The sequence below is a fragment of the Sphingomonas phyllosphaerae genome (genome assembly GCF_036946485.1).
GTDB lineage: Bacteria > Pseudomonadota > Alphaproteobacteria > Sphingomonadales > Sphingomonadaceae > Sphingomonas > Sphingomonas phyllosphaerae_E.
Genome location: NZ_JAQIJA010000005.1, coordinates 1,423,521 through 1,443,656, shown reverse-complemented (window position 1 = coordinate 1,443,656; position 20,136 = coordinate 1,423,521). Strand labels below are relative to the sequence as shown.

At 68.0% G+C, this 20,136-nt stretch carries 21 protein-coding genes, 2 tRNA genes and 2 pseudogenes; 15 read left to right on the top strand and 10 right to left on the bottom strand.

What is annotated here, in order from left to right; genetic code table 11:
• Window positions 1-16: 16 nt before the first annotated feature.
• Both PGN16_RS15445 and aat read left to right on the top strand, forming a co-directional pair.
• On the top strand, window positions 17-724 hold the full coding sequence (locus PGN16_RS15445) for a ParA family protein (protein WP_335310244.1): 708 nt from the start codon (window positions 17-19) through the stop codon (window positions 722-724).
• Complete coding sequence (gene aat, locus PGN16_RS15440; RefSeq protein ID WP_335310243.1) at window positions 721-1,452, top strand: leucyl/phenylalanyl-tRNA--protein transferase; 732 nt, start codon at window positions 721-723, stop codon at window positions 1,450-1,452. The genes PGN16_RS15445 and aat overlap by 4 nt, the downstream gene beginning before the upstream one ends.
• A 35-nt stretch (window positions 1,453-1,487) precedes the next feature.
• On the opposite strand, the pseudogene PGN16_RS15435 reads toward aat, so the two are convergent.
• The 4 genes and pseudogenes from PGN16_RS15435 to PGN16_RS15420 all read right to left on the bottom strand — a co-directional run.
• A pseudogene (locus tag PGN16_RS15435) lies at window positions 1,488-1,721 on the bottom strand (DUF2155 domain-containing protein); the annotation flags it as partial.
• A gap of 218 nt (window positions 1,722-1,939) precedes the next feature.
• Entirely contained in the window at window positions 1,940-2,335 is a 396-nt protein-coding gene (locus PGN16_RS15430) for an NADH:ubiquinone oxidoreductase subunit NDUFA12 (protein ID WP_335310242.1), read from the bottom strand.
• Between the two features lie 59 nt (window positions 2,336-2,394).
• Window positions 2,395-2,976, bottom strand: coding sequence for a cold shock domain-containing protein (locus PGN16_RS15425; protein ID WP_335310241.1), 582 nt, complete (start codon window positions 2,974-2,976; stop codon window positions 2,395-2,397).
• A gap of 76 nt (window positions 2,977-3,052) precedes the next feature.
• A complete protein-coding gene (locus PGN16_RS15420; RefSeq protein ID WP_335310240.1) occupies window positions 3,053-3,589 on the bottom strand; it encodes a regulatory protein RecX in 537 nt (178 codons plus the stop codon).
• 126 nt (window positions 3,590-3,715) lie between these two features.
• Here PGN16_RS15420 and PGN16_RS15415 point away from each other — a divergent pair, with 126 nt between their 5' ends.
• From PGN16_RS15415 to nusG, 7 genes and pseudogenes are all read left to right on the top strand, one after another.
• Entirely contained in the window at window positions 3,716-5,479 is a 1,764-nt protein-coding gene (locus PGN16_RS15415) for a fatty acyl-AMP ligase (protein WP_335310239.1), read from the top strand.
• Between the two features lie 448 nt (window positions 5,480-5,927).
• Window positions 5,928-7,409: pseudogene (locus tag PGN16_RS15410) on the top strand (diguanylate cyclase domain-containing protein); the annotation flags it as partial.
• Window positions 7,309-8,100: an EAL domain-containing protein gene (locus PGN16_RS15405; protein ID WP_335310238.1), complete on the top strand. Its 792-nt coding sequence runs from the start codon at window positions 7,309-7,311 to the stop codon at window positions 8,098-8,100. The pseudogene PGN16_RS15410 and the gene PGN16_RS15405, both read left to right, overlap by 101 nt.
• Before the next feature lie 59 nt (window positions 8,101-8,159).
• A tRNA-Trp gene (locus tag PGN16_RS15400) sits at window positions 8,160-8,235 on the top strand.
• A 99-nt stretch (window positions 8,236-8,334) separates the two neighbouring features.
• Window positions 8,335-8,574: a hypothetical protein gene (locus PGN16_RS15395; RefSeq protein WP_335310237.1), complete on the top strand. Its 240-nt coding sequence runs from the start codon at window positions 8,335-8,337 to the stop codon at window positions 8,572-8,574.
• Window positions 8,575-8,852: 278 nt separating this feature from the next.
• A complete protein-coding gene (gene secE, locus PGN16_RS15390) occupies window positions 8,853-9,050 on the top strand; it encodes a preprotein translocase subunit SecE (RefSeq protein ID WP_184039926.1) in 198 nt (65 codons plus the stop codon).
• A gap of 17 nt (window positions 9,051-9,067) precedes the next feature.
• Entirely contained in the window at window positions 9,068-9,604 is a 537-nt protein-coding gene (gene nusG / locus PGN16_RS15385) for a transcription termination/antitermination protein NusG (protein ID WP_022687599.1), read from the top strand.
• A 114-nt stretch (window positions 9,605-9,718) separates the two neighbouring features.
• Here nusG and PGN16_RS15380 read toward each other — a convergent pair whose 3' ends face one another.
• Window positions 9,719-10,690, bottom strand: coding sequence for a helix-turn-helix domain-containing protein (locus tag PGN16_RS15380; protein WP_335310236.1), 972 nt, complete (start codon window positions 10,688-10,690; stop codon window positions 9,719-9,721).
• 264 nt (window positions 10,691-10,954) lie between these two features.
• Between PGN16_RS15380 and rplK the strand changes: the two genes are divergently transcribed.
• The 5 genes from rplK to dapF all read left to right on the top strand — a co-directional run bounded on the left by rplK (window position 10,955) and on the right by dapF (window position 15,098).
• Window positions 10,955-11,386, top strand: coding sequence for a 50S ribosomal protein L11 (gene rplK / locus PGN16_RS15375; protein WP_028966921.1), 432 nt, complete (start codon window positions 10,955-10,957; stop codon window positions 11,384-11,386).
• Window positions 11,387-11,390: 4 nt separating this feature from the next.
• Complete coding sequence (gene rplA, locus PGN16_RS15370; RefSeq protein WP_335310235.1) at window positions 11,391-12,083, top strand: 50S ribosomal protein L1; 693 nt, start codon at window positions 11,391-11,393, stop codon at window positions 12,081-12,083.
• Window positions 12,084-12,428: 345 nt separating this feature from the next.
• Complete coding sequence (locus PGN16_RS15365; protein WP_335310234.1) at window positions 12,429-13,592, top strand: alpha-hydroxy-acid oxidizing protein; 1,164 nt, start codon at window positions 12,429-12,431, stop codon at window positions 13,590-13,592.
• Between the two features lie 65 nt (window positions 13,593-13,657).
• Window positions 13,658-14,113 carry a DUF6456 domain-containing protein gene (locus PGN16_RS15360; RefSeq protein WP_335310233.1) on the top strand — a complete coding sequence of 152 codons (456 nt, stop codon included), beginning with the start codon at window positions 13,658-13,660 and terminating at the stop codon, window positions 14,111-14,113.
• Between the two features lie 40 nt (window positions 14,114-14,153).
• On the top strand, window positions 14,154-15,098 hold the full coding sequence (gene dapF / locus PGN16_RS15355) for a diaminopimelate epimerase (RefSeq protein ID WP_335310232.1): 945 nt from the start codon (window positions 14,154-14,156) through the stop codon (window positions 15,096-15,098).
• A 294-nt stretch (window positions 15,099-15,392) separates the two neighbouring features.
• Here the strand turns inward: dapF and PGN16_RS15350 are convergent, their stop codons facing one another.
• The 3 genes from PGN16_RS15350 to PGN16_RS15340 all read right to left on the bottom strand — a co-directional run bounded on the left by PGN16_RS15350 (window position 15,393) and on the right by PGN16_RS15340 (window position 18,029).
• Window positions 15,393-16,478 (bottom strand): GGDEF domain-containing protein, encoded by a 1,086-nt coding sequence (locus tag PGN16_RS15350; RefSeq protein WP_335310231.1) that lies wholly within the window; start codon window positions 16,476-16,478, stop codon window positions 15,393-15,395.
• Window positions 16,475-17,758 (bottom strand): HD-GYP domain-containing protein, encoded by a 1,284-nt coding sequence (locus PGN16_RS15345; RefSeq protein ID WP_335310230.1) that lies wholly within the window; start codon window positions 17,756-17,758, stop codon window positions 16,475-16,477. The genes PGN16_RS15350 and PGN16_RS15345 overlap by 4 nt, the downstream gene beginning before the upstream one ends.
• 79 nt (window positions 17,759-17,837) lie before the next feature.
• Window positions 17,838-18,029, bottom strand: coding sequence for a hypothetical protein (locus PGN16_RS15340; protein WP_335310229.1), 192 nt, complete (start codon window positions 18,027-18,029; stop codon window positions 17,838-17,840).
• 209 nt (window positions 18,030-18,238) lie between these two features.
• Here PGN16_RS15340 and PGN16_RS15335 point away from each other — a divergent pair, with 209 nt between their 5' ends.
• Entirely contained in the window at window positions 18,239-18,871 is a 633-nt protein-coding gene (locus PGN16_RS15335; protein WP_335310228.1) for a PEPxxWA-CTERM sorting domain-containing protein, read from the top strand.
• Window positions 18,872-18,999: 128 nt separating this feature from the next.
• Here the strand turns inward: PGN16_RS15335 and PGN16_RS15330 are convergent, their stop codons facing one another.
• Window positions 19,000-19,644 carry a PEPxxWA-CTERM sorting domain-containing protein gene (locus PGN16_RS15330; RefSeq protein WP_335310227.1) on the bottom strand — a complete coding sequence of 215 codons (645 nt, stop codon included), beginning with the start codon at window positions 19,642-19,644 and terminating at the stop codon, window positions 19,000-19,002.
• A gap of 291 nt (window positions 19,645-19,935) precedes the next feature.
• A tRNA-Tyr gene (locus PGN16_RS15325) sits at window positions 19,936-20,021 on the bottom strand.
• Window positions 20,022-20,136 lie beyond the last annotated feature (115 nt).

The window sequence follows — 20,136 nt, the reverse complement described above, 5'->3', positions numbered from 1 at the left end:
CCGTAGCGTCGCGCGCATGACGACGGTGGCGATTTACAGCGTGAAGGGCGGCGTCGGCAAAACGACGCTGGCGATCAATCTCGCCTGGTGCGCAGCGACGCTGTCGGCGCGTCGCACCTTGCTGTGGGACCTCGATCCGCAAGGCTCGGCGACCTGGACGCTCGGCGACGGCCGCGCGCACGACCGCGCCGGCGCGCTGTTCGCCAAGGGCGTGTCGCCGGGCAAGCTGATCGCCAAGACCGCATTCGACCGGCTCGACCTGCTGCCGGCGGATGCGTCGCTGCGCGACCTGAACCATCAGTTGCGCGAACTCGACAAGAAGCGCCGCTTGCGCAAGCTGGTGGGCGAGCTGGGCGATCACGACACGGTGGTGCTCGATTGCCCGCCGGGGTTGACCGAGACCTCAGACCAGGTGGTGCGCGCCGCCGACCTGCTGGTGGTGCCGGTCGTGCCCTCGGCTTTCTCGCAACAGGCGTTTGCGACGCTCGATCGCGAATTCGGCGGGCAGGTGCCGATCTTCCCCGTGCACATGATGGTCGACCGCCGCCGCGCGCTTCATGCGGAGGCGATCGCGCGCAATCCCGACTGGCCGGTGATCCCGATGGCCAGCGCGGTCGAGAATGCCACGGCGCAGCGGCTGCCAACCGGCCTCGCGGCGCCGCGGAGCCCGGCCGCGGTGGCCTTCGCACAACTATGGCGAGCGATCGAGCAGCGTCGCGCTTGAGCGGCACGGGGACCCTCGATCCGGGGCTGTTGCTCGGCGCCTATTCGGTCGGCGTCTTCCCGATGGCCGACAGCCGCGATGCCGCCAGCATCTATTGGGTGGAGCCGCGCCGCCGCGCCATCCTACCGCTCGATGCTTTCCACCTGTCGCGCTCGCTGCGACGCGTGATCGCTGCCGACCGCTTTCGGGTGACCGTCGACCGCGACTTCCCCCGAATCATCAAGCTCTGTGCGGAGGCGGCCGAGGATCGCCCCGACACATGGATCAACGCAATGATCGAAGAGGCGTTCTTGCGCCTCCATGCGCTGGGCCACGCGCATTCGGTCGAGTGCTGGGACGGGGACCGGCTGGTCGGTGGCCTCTACGGCCTTGCACTCGGCCGCGCCTTTTTTGGCGAGAGCATGGTCAGCCGCGCGCCCAACGCCTCGAAAGTCGCGATCGCGTCGCTGGTGGCCAGATTGCGCGCGGGCGGCTTTTCGCTGCTCGACTGCCAGTTCATGACCGCACACCTCGCCTCGCTTGGCGCGCAGGAGATCGATCGCGCCGATTACATGGCGTTGCTGGATGCGGCGCTTTCCTCGACCGGTTCGTCGGCAGCGCCGTCGTCGTCCGCCGTTGCGGTCGACGACGACGGTGCGGGCGACTTCTTCGCGCTCGACGCGGCGGCCGGGACCGACGGCGCGGTACCGGGGAATGTCGTGGTGCAGCTCCTTGGCCAGACGTCATAGACCGGATGGATCACGACGTTGAGCGCCGGACGCTCTTTGTAGAGCCAGCCCGAGAAGACGCGCCGCCAATGCGCGTCGGCACCGCGGACGTCGAGTTGCACGAAGGCGCCGGTCAGTTGCTCCGGCTCCCAGGGCGCGGTCTTCTCGCAGGCGCGCAGCCGCACGATCACGTCGCCGACCCGCCCCGCCTGTCCGGGACGCAGCGACAGTTCGCGGCTGACGCCATTACGCTTGTTGAGCAGCCCCAGCACCGCGACGCGCTGCGCCATCGGGGTCGTGCCGGAATCGACGGGCGTATCCTGCGTATCCGCCTGCACCTCATCGGCGGCCGGCGTCGGCGCGGCGTCGGGCAGCGTGTCGGGCACCGCCTTGCTCACGATCGGCGCGTCGGGCGTCGGCGCCTGCGGGTCGGAGCGCAGGCTCAGCCCTGCCCAGGTCACCCCCGCCGCTGCCACCACCACCAGCCCGCCGATCGCGAGCGCGCGCTTCACGCGTCGGGGCTCCACGCCTCATAATCGCCGGTCGCGGCGGCGCGGTTGCCGCCCTTCTCCAGCGCGCCCTGCGGGCGATAGGCGAAGGCGGTGCCGGTCATGTTCGGCACGGCGGGTTTCTCCCACGGCCGCGGTGGCGGCAGCACGTCGGTCGGCACGCCGTCCACCTGCCGGTGGAGCCAGCTGAACCATTCCGGCGGCACGCGGCTGACGTCGTTGGCGCCCGAATAGATCACCCAGCGGCGCGGTTCGCCCGCGGTGTCGCGGCCGCCCTCCCAATAGGTGTTGCCGAGATAATCCTCGCCCACCTGACGCTTGCCCCGCAGGCCATAGAGGATGGTGCCCCAGCTTGCGCCGTTCCACCAGGTGAAGGGGTTGAGATTGATGCCCATCGTGGCGCCTCGCTTACCCGCGTGCGCGCGCCCGTTCAATGCCCCGTGGCATTCCGCTGTCACTCGGGTGCGGCGACGCCGACCGCGAGCGGCCCCTTTCGCCCCTGCACCACGCGCGCGCGCAGCCGCTGCTCGGGCTCGACATCCGCGATCCCGGCGCGGCGCAACGTTTCCATATGCACGAAGATATCGCCCGGCCGCGCCAGCGCGACGAGAAAGCCGTAGCCCTTGATCCGGTTGAACCATTTGACGCTGACGTCTTCCCACTGCGCCTGTGCCGCGGCATCGTCGGATGCGACCTCCGGCGACAGCCGCTCGCGATCACGGTCGCGCACCGTCTCGGTCGCGGCGGCAAGATCGAGCGCGGAAATCTCGACCGCCTGCCATCCACGCGGGCCTTGCGCTGCCAGCCCCTGCAAGCGCGTCCCTTCGGGCAGGGTGCGGCGGCCATAGGCCTGCAGCACGCTGAAATGCAGCAGCACGTCGCCCATCGTCGAATCGTCGGGGACGATGAAGCCGAAGCCGCGGGTGGCGTCGAACCATTTCAGCACGCCCGTCAGCGCGATCGGCGGCGGGCCACCCTCGCTCGTCTCGGCGCGCGCTTCCACGCCGCCGCTCGGTGTGCCGGGCCCATCGTGCACGTCGCGTCCTGCCCCTCTCTTCATCCCCGGTTCACATCGGTGCACTGCACCATGATCGAAAGCAAGCCGGGATATGTCAGTCTAGTTCTGGAATGTCGCCGGGTGCGCTGTCCACCACGCGCCGCGCGGTTCCCGGATCATGTCCGGCCCGCAACAGGGCGGCGAGATGACGCTCGCGTTCGCGGGAATCGGCGCGCACCGCAGCGAACGGCCCGATCCGCTTGCGCCGCGCCAGCCGCAGCGCGCTTTCGAGCGCGGTGGCACGCGCTTCTTCCAGCACCGGGGCGCGATCCTCTTCCTCCAGTCCGGCAGCGCGCAGCGTGTCGGCGACGCGGCGGGCTCCATATCCTCGTCGTGCCAGCGCGGCGCCCTTCTGCTCGGCGAAACTGCGATCGTCGACATAGCCGGCGTCGGCCATCCGCTGCGCCACGTCGCGCGGATCGACCGGGGCGCCGTCCCAGCCGCGCTCGCGGATCTTGCGGGCAAGATAGTCGGAGAGCTTGCCGCGCGACGTCGCGAACCGCTCGACATAGCGCAACGCGAGCCGCTCCAGCGCGCCGGCATCGAGTGGCGGCGGGTTACGGCGCGGTCCGCGCGTGGAGGATGATGTCAAGGCCACGCCTTGATTGTGCCACACTGACCGTAGATTCTGATGCTCAAAATTTTAACACATCCGGCAAACCGCCATTTTTGCCGCTCAACCATTGCGCACGCGTGACAGGTGCGACAGGAACACAGGATGACGATCGACCCCGCCACGATGACCGCTCCCGCGACGGTTGCGCCGACGGCCACCCCGACCGAGGACCGGCTGCCGCGCCGCTTCTCGGATTTCACCACGCTGGGCGAGGCACTCGATTACGCCGCCAGCGGGGTACGCGGGCTGAACTTCCACGATGCGCGCGGCACGCTGGTGCGCGCCTATCCCTTCGCGCAGCTGCGCGACGACGCGCATGACGCGGCCCTGCGCCTGATCGCCGCGGGCGTCGGCGTGGGCGATCGTGTCGCGCTGGTCGCGGAGACGAGCGCGGAGTTCGGCGCGCTGTTCTTCGGCGCGGTGCTGGCCGGCGCATGGCCGGTGCCGTTGCCACTGCCGACCTCGTTCGGCGGGCGCGAATCCTATATCGACCAGCTGCGCGTCCAGCTGGCGAGCTGCGATCCGAAGCTGCTGATCTACCCGGCCGAACTGGCGCAACTGGCCGGCGCCGCCGCCGAGGCATCGGGCGTCGTCGGGGTCGACTGGACCGAGTTCGCGACGCGCACCGCCCCGGCCGCCGAACTGCCCGCCGCCAGCGCCGACGACGTCTGCTACCTGCAATATTCCAGCGGCTCGACGCGCTTCCCGCACGGCGTCGCGGTGACGCACCGCGCCTTGCTCAGCAACCTCGCCGCTCATGCGCACGGGATGCAGATCGCGGAAACCGATCGCTGCATTTCGTGGCTGCCCTGGTATCACGACATGGGGCTGGTCGGCTGCTTCCTGTCGCCGCTCGCCAATCAGGTGTCGACCGATTATCTGAAGACCGAGGATTTCGCGCGCCGCCCGCTGTCGTGGCTCGACCTCATCAGCCGGAACAAGGGCACCTCGCTCAGCTATTCGCCGACGTTCGGCTATGACATCTGCGCGCGTCGTATCTCGTCGCAGACCAAGGCGTCGGATCGCTTCGACCTGTCGCGCTGGCGCGTGGCGGGCAACGGTGCCGATATGATCCGCCCCGACGTGATGCAGGCGTTCGTCGACGCCTTCGCCGACGCCGGCTTCCAGGCGACCGCCTTCCTGCCCAGCTACGGCCTTGCCGAGGCGACGCTGGCCGTCTCGCTGATGCCGCCAGGCGAAGGGATCCGCGTCGAGCTGGTCGAGGAAACCGAACTGTCGGGAATGCATCACGGCGAGGACCGCCCGCAGCGCTACCGCGCGATCGTGAACTGCGGCAAGGCGGTGCGCGACATGGAGATCCAGATCCGCGAGGAGGACGGCACCCCGCTGCCCGACGGCGCGATCGGCAAGGTCTGGTGCCGCGGGCCGAGCGTGATGGTCGGCTATTTCCGCGATCAGGCCTCGACCGACGCGTGCCTGGTCGATGGTTGGCTCGACACCGGCGACATGGGGTACATGTCGGACGGCTATATCTTCATCGTCGGCCGCGCCAAGGACATGATCATCATCAACGGCCGCAATCACTGGCCGCAGGACATCGAATGGGCGGTCGAGCAATTGCCCGGCTTCAAGGCCGGCGACATCGCCGCCTTCGCGATCACCGCACCCGGTGGTGAGGAGACCCCGGCGGTGCTGGTGCAGTGCCGCAGCTCGGACGAGGCCGAGCGCGTCCGCCTGCGCGATGAGATCCGCGACCGCGTTCGCTCGGTGACCGGCATGAACTGCGTGGTCGAACTGATCCCGCCGCGCACGCTGCCGCGCACCAGCTCGGGCAAGCTGAGCCGCGCCAAGGCGCGCAACCTCTATCTGGCCGGCGAGATCAAGCCCTACGATCTGGCGGCCTGACCGGGTTCGGCCGTCGTCCCGGTAACGGGTGCCGCGCCGGATCGTCGTCCTTGCTTCTCGTCGCGCCGGATTCGATGCGGGGCGGCGGCGTGTGTGGCGGCGACCCGCAAATATTTCGGGGCGGGCGTCGCGTCCCGGCATCAGTGCATAGCACGCCCTTACCTTTGAATTCTCTGAAGATTATCAACAGCGGCACCCCGCTGCCGGCCGCGCGGCAAAACGATGCCGGGCAACGCTTCGTCAACCAGAGCGCGCCTAAGACGGGCGGGTGACAGCCTCATCCCCCTTCCCGCTCGCGCATCAACCGCCGCCGTCCGCGCTGTTCGGGCTGAGCAACGGCGATGATCCCGATCTGTGGGGGCGGATTCGCGCGGCGCAATTGCTGGCGGCGCGGCAACGCGCCCTGTTGCTGCTGACGGCGCATCTCACCGGCGCCGCGCTGGTGGTGATGATCCTCGATTATTGCGTCCCGATGCCGTGGCTGACGCTCTGGGCAGTGGTGGTCGGCGCGCTGGCGGTCGGCGCGACGGCGCGCCGGCTGCGCTGCCGGGGGCGCGCCGGGGGCTATGCCGATCTCGCCGCGATGCGTCCGCCGGTACTGGAGGGCGCGGCGCTGGCGCTGGCCTGGAGCGTCGTCCCGGTCATGTTCGGCACCCACCTTCACGTCACGACCGCGCTCGCGACGCATCTGGTGCTGGCGGTGCTCATGACGGTCTATGCCGTGGCGATGGTGTCGCTGCCGCTGATGACGATCACCTTCATCGCGACCACGACGCTGACGGCGGCGCTCACCCTGCTCGCCACCGGTCATCTCGCCGCCGCGCTCGCCGATCTGCTCTATGCCTCGCTGCTGTGTCTCAGCACCTTCGACCGGGCGCGCGCGCATGCGATGCTGCACGCCGCGGCGGTGACACTGATGGAGCGGGACGGCACGATCGGCTTGCTGCTGCGCGACTTCGACGAATCCTCGCCCGACTGGCTGTGGCAGACCGATGCATCCCGCCGCATCCTCGACCCGAGCGCGCGCTTCGCGGCCGCCTGCGGGGTGGAGCGCGAGCAACTGGCGGGACGACCGCTGCTGGAAGTGCTCGCGGGCACCGGCTGGGACAGCGGACAGGTCGCGCCGGTGCTGCGCGATCTCGCGACCCGGTTGCGCAATCGCGAAGCGATCCGCGACCTGAACCTGCCCGTGGTGGTGCGCGGCGAACAGCGCTGGTGGCGGATCGCCGCCTCGCCCCGCCGGGATGCCGACGGCCATTTCGGCGGGTTCCGCGGCGTCGCCTCCGACGTGACCGAGGAGCGCGCCTCGGCGGAGAAGATCGCGCGGCTGGCGCGGTTCGACACGCTGACCGGGCTGCCCAACCGTCTGTCAGTGAACGAAGCGCTTGCCGATGCCGTCGCCAATGCCGAGCGCGAGCGGACGCGGTGCGCGCTGATGATGATCGACCTCGATCGCTTCAAGGCGGTCAACGACACGCTCGGCCATCCGGTCGGCGACCGGTTGCTCGGCAAGGTATCGGAACGGCTCGCGACATTGCTCGCCGATCGCGAGATCGTCGGGCGACTGGGCGGTGACGAGTTTGCGGTGGTAGTGCGCGACGCGGCCGATCCGCTACGCGTCGAGCGGCTGGCTCGCGCGATCATCGACACGCTGTCGCGTCCCTATGAGGTCGACCAGCATACGCTCTACATCGGCGCGTCGGTCGGCGTCGCGACGTCGCCGCGCGACGGGCGCAGCGCCGAGACGCTGATCCGCTCCGCCGATCTGGCGCTCTATCGCTCCAAGGACCAGGGCGGCGGCGTCTTCCACGCCTACGAGCCGCAGCTCCATGCCGAGGCGGAGGAGCGCCGCGTGCTCGAGATGGCGCTGCGCCAGGCGCTGGCCAACGAGGAATTGTCGCTCGCCTATCAGCCCGTCGTCGATGCGCGCACCGGCACGCTGCGCGGGTTCGAGGCGCTGCTGCGCTGGCATCACCCCCGGCTTCGGGCAGATCCCGCCGTCCAAGTTCATCCCGATCGCCGAGGAGGCGCGGCTGATCGCGCCGATCGGCGAATGGGTGGTGCGCACCGCCTGTGCCGAGGCGGCGGCATGGCCGGACGGCGTGCATGTCGCGGTCAACGTCTCGCCCGAGCAGCTCCACAATCCGCATTTCGTCACCGTCGTCGCCGAAGCGCTCTCCGACAGCGGCCTGCCACCGCGGCGGCTGGAACTGGAAGTGACCGAAAGCGTGTTCCTGCGCGAAGGCACCGGCGCGACGCGCGTGCTCGGCGACATATTGGCGCTGGGCGTCGGGCTCAGCCTCGACGATTTCGGGACCGGCTATTCGTCGCTGGGCTATCTCAGCTCGACGCGCTTCTCCTCGATCAAGATCGACCGCAGCTTCGTCCAGACCGCCGCGGCGGGCCGGGCCGAGGCGATCGCGATCATCCGCGCCGTGGTGGCGATGGCCGACAGCCTCGATATGACCACCACCGCCGAAGGGGTGGAAACCGAAAGCGAATTGCGGCTGGTGCAGGAACTGGGCTGCCGCAGTATCCAGGGCTATTATTTCGGTCGCCCGTTGCCGGTGATCGAGGCCCGCGCGCTGGCGATGCGCCATCTTCAGACACATGCGGCCTGAACGCGCGCCAGCAATCGCTTGACGAACGCGGCGGATACGTTCAACAGCGCAGCCCGCACAGGAGTGTAGCTCAGTTGGTAGAGCATCGGTCTCCAAAACCGAGGGCCGTGGGTTCGAGTCCCTCCACTCCTGCCAGAAACCTTTTGTAAACCTGGAGCCAATACGCGGCTTGCGTGTTGTGCCGCACAGCGCCATAGCGCGATCTGGGTTAAAGCCACTCAAGGGAGTTCTACCATGCGTTCGATCCTCGCCGGCGCCGCTGCGCTCAGCCTCATCGCCACCCCGGCGCTCGCCGCGACCAGCAACCCGGCCGCCAGCCTGTCGGTTGCGCAGTCGCGCGCCGCGTCGCCGTCGGCCAAGAAGAGCGAGCTGGCCGGTGCCGGCCTGTTCGGCGCCATCATCGCCGCCGGCATTGCGGCGATCGGCGTGATCGCGATCGTCAACGACAACGACGACGATTCCGACAGCAACTGATCGGACGCGCGCGCTGCCATAACGGCGGCGTGCGATGATCTTGCGAAGGGGCCGGACGCATCGCGTCCGGCCCTTTTTCGTGCGCGTCGCCCGGCGCCGGGCCACCACCCTGCCCCGCTTGCCTTTTGTCGTGCACGACCTTATGTCCCTTACCTCATCCGACAGCGCGGACGGCTTGCCAACCGCTTCCCGGTTTCGGACCGGGCAGCGGTAGCGATCCTATGCCGGGACTTCATTTTCAGGCTCAATCGGGCCGGGCTCAACGAGGGCGCAGTTTCGTGGCGAAGACGACCCCGATCGAATTCATCCGTCAGGTGCGGACCGAGACCGCCAAGGTCGTCTGGCCGACCGGGCGCGAGACGGTGATGACCGGCGTGATGGTCGTCATCATGACAACGGTGCTCGCGCTGTTCTTCCTCTCGGTCGATTCGATCTTCAACGCCGTCGTGAAGGCGTTGCTGAGCCTGGCGCAGTAAGGACGGAATTCCAAAAGATGGCGCGCTGGTACATCATCCACGCCTACTCGGGCTTCGAGGGCAAGGTCCGCGATTCGATCATGTCGGAGGCCACGCGGATGGGCCTCGAACAGCTGGTCGAGCAGATCGAGGTGCCGACCGAGACGGTCACCGAGGCGCGGCGCGGCAAGAAGATCGCGGTCGAGCGCAAGTTCATGCCGGGCTATGTCCTCGCCAAGCTGGCGATGAACGACGACGTCTATCACCTGGTCAAGAACACGCCCAAGGTCACCGGCTTCCTCGGCTCGTCGGGCAAGCCGCAGCCGATCTCGGATGCCGAGGCGGCGCGGATGCTCAACTCGAAGGAAGAGGCCGCCGCCGCGCCGAAGACCAAGGTCAAGGTTGATTACGAGATCGGCGACGCGGTCAAGGTGCTGGAAGGCCCGTTCGCCAGCTTCAACGGCACCGTCGAGGAACTCGATTTCGACAAGTCGAAGGTCAAGGTGTCGGTCAGCATCTTCGGCCGCGCGACGCCGGTCGAACTCGACTTCGAACAGGTCGAGCGCAGCAAGTAAGCCGGCCTTCGTCGCTCTGGGGCTTGGTGATCCGGGGCGACGCCATACTATATCCGTCATTGCGAGCGTAGCGAAGCAATCCAGGGCCAGACCAGGACGCCCTGGATTGCCTCGCTACGCTCGCAATGACGACTTCTCCGTCACGCCCCCCGCGCGATCGCTGCCGCCTTCACCCGCCCCCGCTTCGTCGCGCCACGGCGCCGCGACGACATGCGGGGCGAGGTCGACGCGCTTGCGCTGCTGGCGCACTTCCAGCCCGGGCGTGAACAGCATCGTCTGCGAGCGGCGAAACTGCGCCGGGGTCATGCCCACGAACTGCCGGAACTCGCGGTTCAGATGCGAAGCGTCGTAGAAGCGCAACTCGGCCAGTTCGTCGGCGGTCGGCACCGCCAACCCTCGCATCACCGCCGCCATGTCCAGAAAGCGGCTGCGGCGAAGCACCGTCTTGGGCAAGTGGCCGAAGTGCGCCCGTACCGTGCGGTCGAGCCGCCGGCCCGACATGCCGAACTCCGCCGCGATATCGGCGACCGGACGAACCGGATCGATTCGGGCGATCCGCTCGAACGCGGCGCTGACCGCATCCGCGGGGGTCGCGCGCACGATCACCCGTTCGAGCACCACCTGCTCCATTCGCGCGAACGTCTGTTCGTGATCGTAGACGTCCTCGGTCGCCCAGCGCAGCGCGGCGCCCCAGTCGCCCCCGATCGGGGTGAGCCGGTCGGCCATCCGGTCGGCGGGCTCCTCGCAGAACGAGAACCACCCGCCGGGGCGGATCATGAACCCCGCCGCGACGACCGGGCCGCGACACCGCACCGAAAAGCGTCGCTCCTGCGCGCCGAACAGCATCGGCCCTTCATAGCCGACCCATCGATCGTCGACGAGCGTCTCCCACGAGCCGACCAGCGGCACGCGAACGTACGCGTTTTCGTGCAGCAGGAAATCGTCGAGCAACGCATCGTCGGGCCGCTCGATGACCGTCACGAAGAAGCGCGCGATATGCTCGGCCAGCGCCGCACAAGGGGTGCGACTCAGCGACAGCGGTGCGCCGCCGAGGGATGCGCCCGTTCGTGGAATCGCTCTGGCCATGGTTCGTCGCTACGACAACCAATAGCGGTCGGGCAACGCCGCCTGCTCTGGATTAATGAATGTTAGACCGAATCGGTGCCAATGCGTGGCGCGGAGGTGACAGGGCGGTTGCGCTATCGGGGGCGATCCGCTATCGGCCCACGCTTCCCTGTCATCATCGACCTGGAACGTGCGGGAGGGTGTCGCCACGGCGGCGCCCGGACGAACCGCTAGACTTGAACCGGGCGCAACGGCGACGACGCGCCCCGTAACAGAGTGAGACGCATGGCAAAGAAGATCACAGGCTATATCAAGCTGCAGGTCCCGGCCGGTTCCGCCAACCCCTCCCCGCCGATCGGTCCGGCGCTGGGTCAGCGCGGCGTGAACATCATGGAATTCTGCAAGGCGTTCAACGCACAGACTGGCGAGATGGAGAAGGGCGCGCCCCTCCCCACCGTCATCACCGTCTATGCCGACCGTTCCTTCTCGTTCGTGACGAAGACGCCGCCGGCGACCTTCCTCATCAAGAAGGCGGCGAACCTGAAGTCGGGCTCGAAGGAGCCGGGCAAGGTGTCGGCGGGCAAGATCAAGCGGTCGCAGCTGGCCGAGATCGCGCAGACGAAGATGAAGGATCTGAACGCCAACGACATCGACGCGGCGACCAAGATCATCGAAGGCTCGGCCCGCGCGATGGGCCTCGAAGTGGTGGAGGGCTGAGATCATGGCGAAGCTGACCAAGAAGCAGAAGGCCATCACGATCGATCGTGAGAAGCTGCACGGCGTCGACGAGGCGATCGCGCTGGCGAAGTCGGGGGCGACCTCGAAGTTCGACGAGACGATCGAGGTCGCGCTGAACCTCGGCGTCGATCCGCGTCACGCCGACCAGATGGTCCGTGGCGTCGTCACGCTCCCGGCCGGCACCGGCAAGACGGTGCGCGTCGGCGTGTTCGCGCGCGGCGCGAAGGCCGACGAGGCGCGCGCCGCAGGGGCCGACGTCGTCGGTGCCGAAGACCTGATGGAGACCATCCAGGGCGGCACGATCGACTTCGATCGCTGCATCGCGACCCCGGACATGATGGGCGTCGTCGGTCGCCTCGGTAAGGTGCTGGGTCCGAAGGGCCTGATGCCGAACCCGAAGCTGGGCACGGTGACCATGAACGTCGCGGAAGCCGTCAAGGCGGCCAAGGGCGGTCAGGTCGAGTATCGCGTCGAGAAGGCCGGCATCATCCACTCGGGCATCGGCAAGGCGTCGTTCGCGCAGGAAGACCTGCGTCGCAACTTCGACGCGCTGGTCGACGCGGTGGTGAAGGCCAAGCCGTCGGGCGCCAAGGGCAAGTATGTCCGCAAGGTCGCCGTCAGCTCGACGATGGGCCCGGGCATCAAGGTCGACACCGCGGAAGTCGCGGGGGCGTAAGCCCGCCGCAACCGACGTGGTGAGAAAAGCCGGCGTACTCGCGAGAGTGCGCCGGCTTTTTCGCGTCTGCTGTGGACACAGGCGCGTCGGAGCATGGGGCGGCCGGATTGACGAAGGCGACAGACATGGGCCCCTGCCTGCGCAGGGGCGACGGTTCGTGGGCCGCCGTCGCCCCTGCGAAGGCAGGGGCCCATGTCTCTCCCGTCCCGCGCGACGCCGCACCACCCCTGACATGCATGTGTCAGGACGGACAAAATCTCCCACCTTTCCAACGCTCCACCCACCGCAACCCCATCGACAACCCTGCCGCCGCCCGGCACTCTCCGCCGCCATACGGAGAGGATCATGCCGCAATACGGCGACTATCAGAACGCGATCTATTTCGCGGGCCTGTCGGGGATCGTGCCCGAATGGCCGGTCGACCATGCCGGGCTGCGCGCGCGCGCCGAGGCGCATTGGCCGCCCTCGGTGCGCGATTACGTGCAGGGCGGATGCGGCGACGAATACACCCAGAACGTCAACGCCACCGCCTTTTCGCGTTGGGGGATGGTGCCGCGGATGATGGTCGATACCGCAACCCGCGATTTATCCACGACATTGTTCGGCCACGCGCTCCCCTCCCCGCTGTTCATGGCCCCGATCGGCGTCAACGGTATCTGCACCGATGACGGGCATGGCGATCTCGCGGCGGCTAAGGCGTCGGCGGAGACGGGCGTGCCGTTCTGCGCCTCGACGCTCGCCAACGATGCACTGGAGGACGTGCGCGGGGCGTGCGGGGAGGTTCCTGCGCTGTTCCAGCTATATACGTCCCGCAACGCCGATGTCGCGGCCAGCATCGTCGCACGTGCCGAGGCGGCGGGCTATGCGGCGCTCGTCGTGACGCTCGACACCTGGGTGACCGGGTGGCGGCCGCGTGACCTCAACACCGGGAATTTCCCGCAATTGCGTGGACTTGTGCTCGCGAATTACTTCAGCGACCCGGCATTCCGCGCCTTGCTGACCCGCCCGCCCGAGGAGGATCCGCAGGCGGCGGTCGCGACCTGGGCGGCGACGTTCGGGCGCGTTCTGACATGGGACGACATGGCGTGGTTGCGCTCGCTGACCCGCTTGCCGATCGTCCTGAAGGGCATTTGCCACCCCGACGACGCGCGCCGGGCGATCGATCTGGGCGTCGATGGTGTCTATGTTTCCAATCACGGTGGCCGACAAGCGAACGGCGGGATCGCGGCGATCGATCTTTTGCCCGCCATCGCAGCGGCCGTGGACGGTCGGGTGCCGGTTTTGTTCGACAGCGGCGTGCGTTCGGGCACCGATTTGATCAAGGCGGTTGCGCTTGGTGCCGATTTCGTCGGTCTTGGGCGCCCCTATTGCTACGGACTGGCGCTCGGTGGCGCAGCGGGGTGCGCACATGTGCTGAAATGCGTGCTGGCGGAGGCCGATCTGTTGATGGCGGTGAACGGCTGGCCCACGCTCGCCGCCGTCCGTGCCGCGGGAGCAGTCCGCATGTGAAACCGCTGTCCTACATCCTCCAACATCTGCGAGCCCGTTGGCGTAATGCAGGTAAGGAACACATGATGCAGGAACTGGTGGAGCAGACGATCGACGCGCACGGCCGCCGGGGAACCGGCGGCGAGCGGCGCGTGACCGTCAACCGCCGCGAATCGTCGCTGGCGTGGCTCGCCGCGCGGCAGCTCGTGAGCGCGCGCCAGAACGAGGCGGGCGAGCGGTTGCAGGCCGATCACGAGCGGGCCGCACTCGGCGCCACGGTGACGATGCGCTGGGCGCCGCGCGTCGACGGCGGCACGGGCGAGCGCCTCGAACCGGCGGCGGCGCAACTCGCCGCCAAACGTCGCTTCGACGCGGCGGTCGGCGCGGTCGGCCCGGGCCTGTCCGACGTGTTGTGGCGCGTGGTCTGTGCGGGCGAGTCGCTGCCCGAAAGCGAGCGCGCGCTCGGCTGGCCGACGCGCAGCGGACGGCTGGTGCTGACGCTCGCGCTCGATCGGCTCGCGGACCATTATCGCCTGCCCTGACCCACTTGCCGCAGCGCCCGCGCGTCAGCAGATAGGGCGGATGCAGATACGCTTCACCAAGTGCCACGGCTCGGGCAACGACTTTCCGCTGATCGACGGCCGCGCCCTCACGCTCTCGGAGCCGGACTGGGCACAGCTCGCGCGGGCGCTCGCCGATCGCTCGGGGCCGGTCGGCGGCGACGGGCTGCTGGTGCTGACCGCGGGCGACGCCGGGGCGGCATTCGGGATGCGGATGTTCAACAGCGACGGATCGGAGGCGGAGACCTGCCTGAACGGACTGCGCTGCGTCGCGCGCGCCGGGTTCGAGGCATTGGGGATCGACCATGCCACCACCCGGCTGAAGACCAGCCACGCCGCGGTGGCGTTCGCCGCGCCGCTCGCCGAGGCGGTGTATACCGTCGAAGAAACCGCCGGTCCGGCGACGCTCGATCTCGCGCACTGGCCGCTGACCGGCGCGGGCGAGCGGCTGGTGGACGCGCCGCTCGCGACGCTGCCGGGCTCGCGCCGCTTCACCGCGGTGGCGATGCCCAACCCCCATCTGGTGACGTTCGTGGACGTGGTCGACGAAGCCGAGCTGGTCGCGATCGGCGCGATCTGCGAGGCGGCCCCCGCCTGGCTGCCCAATCGCGCCAACGTCTCGTTCGTGGAGGTGCGCGACGCCGACACATTGTTCGTGCGCACCTTCGAGCGCGGAGTCGGGCTGACCGATAGCTGCGGCAGCGCCATGGCAGCCTCGACCTATGCCGCCTGTCTGACCGGGCGGATTGCCTACGACCATCAGGTCACGGTGCTCAACCGGGGCGGACTGGTGCGTGCGCGCGCGACCGAGGCGGCGATGGTGACGCTGCACGGCAACGCCACCTGGGAGTGGGAAGGCGTCGCCGAGGTCGATCTGGCGCAGGCGCGGGCGGGCGACCTGCGCGTGCTGCGCCACTATGACGACGAAATCGCCGCCTGGGCGCGCGTCGCGGATGCGGCGCGGTAGCGCGACGCGCGTCGAACGGGATGGCAGAGCCGATCGGCGTTCGCCGCCCGCCGTCGAATCCGGTCATCCCGACGCTTCGGCGAAGCTCGGGTCAGGCTTGGTCGCGGATCGCGCTTGAGCTTGGCCGCCAAGAAGAAGCCGGACCCCGGATCGAGTCCGGGGCGACGGACGAACGACCTGATCGAGGAGCGACCACCCGACGTCAGCTTGATCCGTCATGGCGAGCGTAGCGGGGCGATCGAGGGGGTCACGATCCGACCCTGAGCGCGCCGCTCCGCTCGTGATGACGCGACCTTACGGATCGGCGCGCGCCACCTGATTCTTGCCGCGGTTCTTGGCCGCGTAAAGCGCCAGGTCGGCGGCGGTCAGCGCATCTTCGCGCCCGGCGATCGCGACGCCGGCGGAGAAGGTGATGTGGCCGATCGGCGCGCCGCTTTCCTGGTGGACCAGCGAGCGTTGCGACAGACGCTGGCGCACCTCGTCCAGCGCCGCGACCGCCTGATCCACCGACATGTTACCGAAGAGCAGGGCGAATTCCTCACCGCCATAGCGCGCTACCAACACCTCGCGCGGCAGCCCCGCCCGCACGAAGGCGGCGACGAACTTTAGCACCCGGTCGCCCGCAGGGTGGCCGAAGCGATCGTTGACCTGCTTGAAATCGTCGATGTCGATCAGCGCGACCGCCGCCGTGCCACCCGCGACCTCGCGCAGCCGCTGCTCGAAATTGCGACGGTTGGGCAACCCGGTCAGATGGTCGTGCTCGGCGGCCTGACGCGCGCGGTGCAGGTCGTTGCGCAGCGTATCGGCCTCCTCGCGCGCGCGCTGCAACTGCCCTTCGACCAGCCGCGCCGCCTCGACCGCGGCCTCGGTCAAGCCGATGATCCGCTTGATCGTGGCCTGCGGATCGCTGCTCAGCCGCCCGGCCTCGACATGAAGCGCGTTGCCGAACGTCTCCGCGCTGCCACGCGATTCGCCGACCGCGGCCAGGCAGTCGCCGATCCGCGCCTCCAGCGCGTCGGCGATCCTGCTGAGCGCGCCGGCCTGCGCGGCGTCGTTGCGCGCCGCAATCCGGGCGATGCTGGCGTCGTTCAACCCCTGCCCGCTGCGCAATTCTTCGGCGACCGCCTCGCCCGTCCCCGGGTCCTCGCCCGAGACATAAGCGTGCAGCACGCCATAGGCGCAGGGCGAAGGGGTGAGCGCGTGCGAGAAGATCAACGTGCCGATATCGTCGAACAGCCGGCGCAGCACGGTGGCGCGCTGTTGCGCGAGCGTCCGCGACGCGGGCGCCGGTGGAGGCGTCGCCTCCTCCTCGCCGCCGAACCAGCCAAGTACACGGCGACGGCGCCGCGCCGCCACCGGGATCGAGGACGACGCGCTCACGACAGGACTCCCTTCGGCGTAGAGGATGAGGGCATGAAGGATTCGGCCGGCGACAGGCGGCCTTCGAGGATCTCGGCGGCGAGCGTTTCCCACCGCTCGCCGAACCAACGCTGGCCGCATTCGGCACGGTGGATCGGATCGACCGCGATCGTCGCGATCAGGTCATGGGGGGCGATGAAGCGCTGCGCGGGGATGTCGTAGAAGACGCGCACGCACGGTTGGGTCGGATCGCGGTCATTGCCCACGATCACCATCGCCAGCCGGCTCGATTGCAGCCGCACCAGCCCGCCGACCGGGTGGATGCCGATGCTCTCGATGAAGCGATCGAGCAGCTCGGTGTCGAAATGCCCGCTCCACGACCGCATCCGCGACAGCGCCTCACTGGGCGACCACGGCCGCTTGTAGGGCCGCTGCGAGGTGATCGCGTCATAGACGTCGCAGATCGAACTCATCCGCGCCGCGAGCGACAATTGATCCCCGGTCAGTCCCTTGGGATAGCCCCGCCCGTCATACCGCTCATGATGATGCAGGCATACGTCGAGCACCACCTCGGGCAGCGGCGGGCCGGCGCTCAGCAATGCATGGCCCTTTTCCGGGTGGTGACGCAGCACCGCCATTTCCGGCGGTTCCAGCTTGCCGGGCTTGTCGAGCAGCGCCTTGGGCACCGCCATCTTGCCGATGTCGTGGAGCAGACCGGCGAGCCCGAGCGCACTGACCTCTTCCTCCGGCAGCTTCATCGTCTGCGCGAAGTGGATCAGCAGCGCGGCGACCGCGATCGAATGGACGTAGGTATATTCGTCCTTGGTCTTCAGCCGCGTGACGTTCAGCATCGCGACTGCATCACGCGTCACCGATTCGACGATCTGGTCGGCGACGGGGGTCAGGGCATTGACGTTCATCGCCTTGCCCAGCCGCACCTCGTCGAACATCGCCTTCACCACCACCTTCGAGGCGTCGACGACCGCTTGCGCGCGCTGTTCGGCGGAGGCCGGTCCACGGCGGCGCCGGGGCGATTGCTGCGGGGGTTCCGGATCGGGCAGCGCAATGTCTTCGGCGATGTCGTCCAGGTCGATCGGCACCAGCGGCGCGGGCGCGGCCGCCGGGCCGATCCCTTTCGACAGGTCGATCTCGATCTCGGCGATGCCGGCCTCGCGCAATTTGGCGAGTTCGCTGGGCTTGGTCAGGACGAAGTGACGGCGCCAGAACGGGCTGGCGATCCACCCGCCCGCCACGCCGTGCACGAACATGCCGAGCCGCGCATCCTCCGTCTTGATCGTCAACAGCACCGGTATCCACGCCCCCTTGCCGGGACGGCTTTGCAGCAGATGTGATTAAGGACCGGTGTGGAAGATCAAGAATTCAGGTCAATGTCGCGTCACCGCCGGTTTTCGAGGGCAGCCGACCACCTCGCCAGCCCCCCTTCTTGACACGGCGTCGTCGCACAATCCCGAACGCGCGAATCGAAGGTTGACGTAACGTCAGCGGCACGTTGGTCAGCAAGTCGTCACAAGCAACAGCGGCCGAGATCGGCACGTCGACGACGTCGAACATGGCATCTTGGATGAAATTCCGGAGACAAATTTGTGACCTACCCACTTTGGCGAACGATGTCCGCCAGTAAAACAGGCGCTTACCGTTATTGACTATAGTGTCAGTTCCAGAATTGGACAGAAGCGGCCCGCCCGATGTTTGCGACACATTCTCGGCCTTCATATCAGCCCGGCCGTTCGGTGGACGGACAAAACAGGAGGATCGCAACAATGAAGTTCTTGAAGAAACTGGCTGGCCTTGCCGCCTTTTGTTCGCTCTCGCTGGCCGGCGCGTCGGCGCAGGCCGCCACGCTGGACTTCGTTTATCAGGGCATCCTGCTCAGCAACGCAACGGCAACTGGTTCCTTCGACATCGACGACGCCGAACTGGCGCGCCTGAATGCCGGAAGCACGCCCCTGACCCGCGCGAAATGGTCCGCGGTCAGCAACCTCGTCCTGACGGTGAGCGGTGCGAAATGGGGCAACGGCACCTTCACGACCGCCGACTTCATCGATCTGGAGTTCTACCTTCCGACGACGCTCGATCTCGGCAAGGAACTGGTCGGGCAGCGGGTCGATGCCACCCACGACTTCGGTCAGCCCGATAGCGGCGCGCTCGCCGGCGATCTCACCTTCACCCCGCTCGCGAAGGCGGACGCGACCAAGAACGGGCCGTCGGCAGCGCGGACCTTCACGTTGCTGGCCTATGGCGGCTATGACTACATGCAGTTGAAGTCGCTGAAGGTGACCGCGGCGCCAGCCGTGCCCGAACCCTCGACCTGGGCGATGATGATCGTCGGCATCGGCGTGGTGGGCGTCGCGCTGCGTCGCCAGCGTCGCGCCGCGCGCGTCAGCCTCGTCTGATCCCGCGCCGATTCAGGCATGAAGAAAGGATGGGCGCGCCGACCGGTGCGCCCATCTCCGTTTTTCGACCCTCACCGACGTCCACCCCCGCCGGCCCCCGTGATGCCGACAGGGGTGCGGGGCTGGGTTCAGGCGACCTGCGGCAGCGCGACGGCGCGCCGACGCAGCGCATAGCCGACCACGCCGAAGCCCAGGATCATCATCGCCCAGGTGGCCGGTTCCGGCACCGCCGGGGTCGGCGTGACCGTCACGACGCTGAACGCCGACGCGCGCGGCTTGCCGCTGACCGCCTGCAGGACGCCATTGGCGCGCAGGTCGTTGCTGAAGTCGACGAACGCCTTCGCGCCGATCAGCTCATTACCATAGACCGTGACGTTCCCGTTCGACTTCGACGAATCGACGTCGATGTCCCACGAGAAGGTCTTGCCGACGGTGAAGTTGGTGAAGTCGATCTGGAAGAAGGTCGCCCCATCGGCGACCGTCACCGGCTTCACGAGCCCGGTCAGCGTATCGGTGTTGTTGCGCGGCGTGAACGGCACCCCGACCGAGGAGTTCGGCACGCCGCCGGTCTTCGTGTCGAAGACGAAGTTGGTGCTGGACAGGTCGAAGCCGAAGCTGACGACCTTTTCGCCGGCGGTCGACGTGTTGGTGATGCTGTACGGCTGGCTGAACGTATCACCGTCGATGATGAAGCTCAGCCCGCCGACGGCAAAGGCCGGCGTGGCGGCAACAAGCGACGACAGCGCGGCGGCTGCCCACAAGATCTTACGCATGTTCTTTTCCCCGAAATAAGTTGCATGACGCCAGGGCCGCATGTCGAGCGACATGCGACAGGAACCCGTTGTTGACACGACTCTGTATGTTACTGGTTTGTGACGGAATAAGTCCGCCCGCCCCGTCGCTCGCATTAACCAAGAGGGTGACCGACGCCAAGCGCGACGCCGCCGATCACGGCGAAGCTGTAAGCAAAAACCGGCCGGGGAGCCGTTTTGCACAATTGTCAGATTATTGAGCGAGGACTGCGGCGGCGGCGAGCCGGACGAATGCGATCGCCGGGCTGCGGATGGTGGAAGGGGCTGGATTCGAACCAGCGTACACTTGCGTGGGCAGATTTACAGTCTGCTGCCTTTAACCACTCGGCCACCCTTCCACGAGCGGCGCTGTCAAAGCGAGGGCGCCCAATGCCCGCGCATCGGCGGCCTGTCAACGCCTGTGTCGCGATGCCGCAACAATTTGCTGAATGGTTGCACCGCGCCGCCGCCGCG

Coding starts and splice junctions, on each gene's coding strand:
- PGN16_RS15330 (WP_335310227.1), bottom strand. CDS start 19,644: ATGCGTAAGATCTTGTGGGCAGCCGCCGCGCTGTCGTCGCTTGTTGCC.
- PGN16_RS15415 (WP_335310239.1), top strand. CDS start 3,716: ATGACGATCGACCCCGCCACGATGACCGCTCCCGCGACGGTTGCGCCG.
- PGN16_RS15430 (WP_335310242.1), bottom strand. CDS start 2,335: ATGGGCATCAATCTCAACCCCTTCACCTGGTGGAACGGCGCAAGCTGG.
- PGN16_RS15380 (WP_335310236.1), bottom strand. CDS start 10,690: ATGGCCAGAGCGATTCCACGAACGGGCGCATCCCTCGGCGGCGCACCG.
- PGN16_RS15360 (WP_335310233.1), top strand. CDS start 13,658: ATGCAGGAACTGGTGGAGCAGACGATCGACGCGCACGGCCGCCGGGGA.
- PGN16_RS15340 (WP_335310229.1), bottom strand. CDS start 18,029: ATGTTCGACGTCGTCGACGTGCCGATCTCGGCCGCTGTTGCTTGTGAC.
- PGN16_RS15445 (WP_335310244.1), top strand. CDS start 17: ATGACGACGGTGGCGATTTACAGCGTGAAGGGCGGCGTCGGCAAAACG.
- PGN16_RS15405 (WP_335310238.1), top strand. CDS start 7,309: ATGCCGAGGCGGAGGAGCGCCGCGTGCTCGAGATGGCGCTGCGCCAGG.
- dapF (WP_335310232.1), top strand. CDS start 14,154: ATGCAGATACGCTTCACCAAGTGCCACGGCTCGGGCAACGACTTTCCG.
- nusG (WP_022687599.1), top strand. CDS start 9,068: ATGGCGCGCTGGTACATCATCCACGCCTACTCGGGCTTCGAGGGCAAG.
- PGN16_RS15335 (WP_335310228.1), top strand. CDS start 18,239: ATGAAGTTCTTGAAGAAACTGGCTGGCCTTGCCGCCTTTTGTTCGCTC.
- rplK (WP_028966921.1), top strand. CDS start 10,955: ATGGCAAAGAAGATCACAGGCTATATCAAGCTGCAGGTCCCGGCCGGT.
- rplA (WP_335310235.1), top strand. CDS start 11,391: ATGGCGAAGCTGACCAAGAAGCAGAAGGCCATCACGATCGATCGTGAG.
- PGN16_RS15365 (WP_335310234.1), top strand. CDS start 12,429: ATGCCGCAATACGGCGACTATCAGAACGCGATCTATTTCGCGGGCCTG.
- PGN16_RS15395 (WP_335310237.1), top strand. CDS start 8,335: ATGCGTTCGATCCTCGCCGGCGCCGCTGCGCTCAGCCTCATCGCCACC.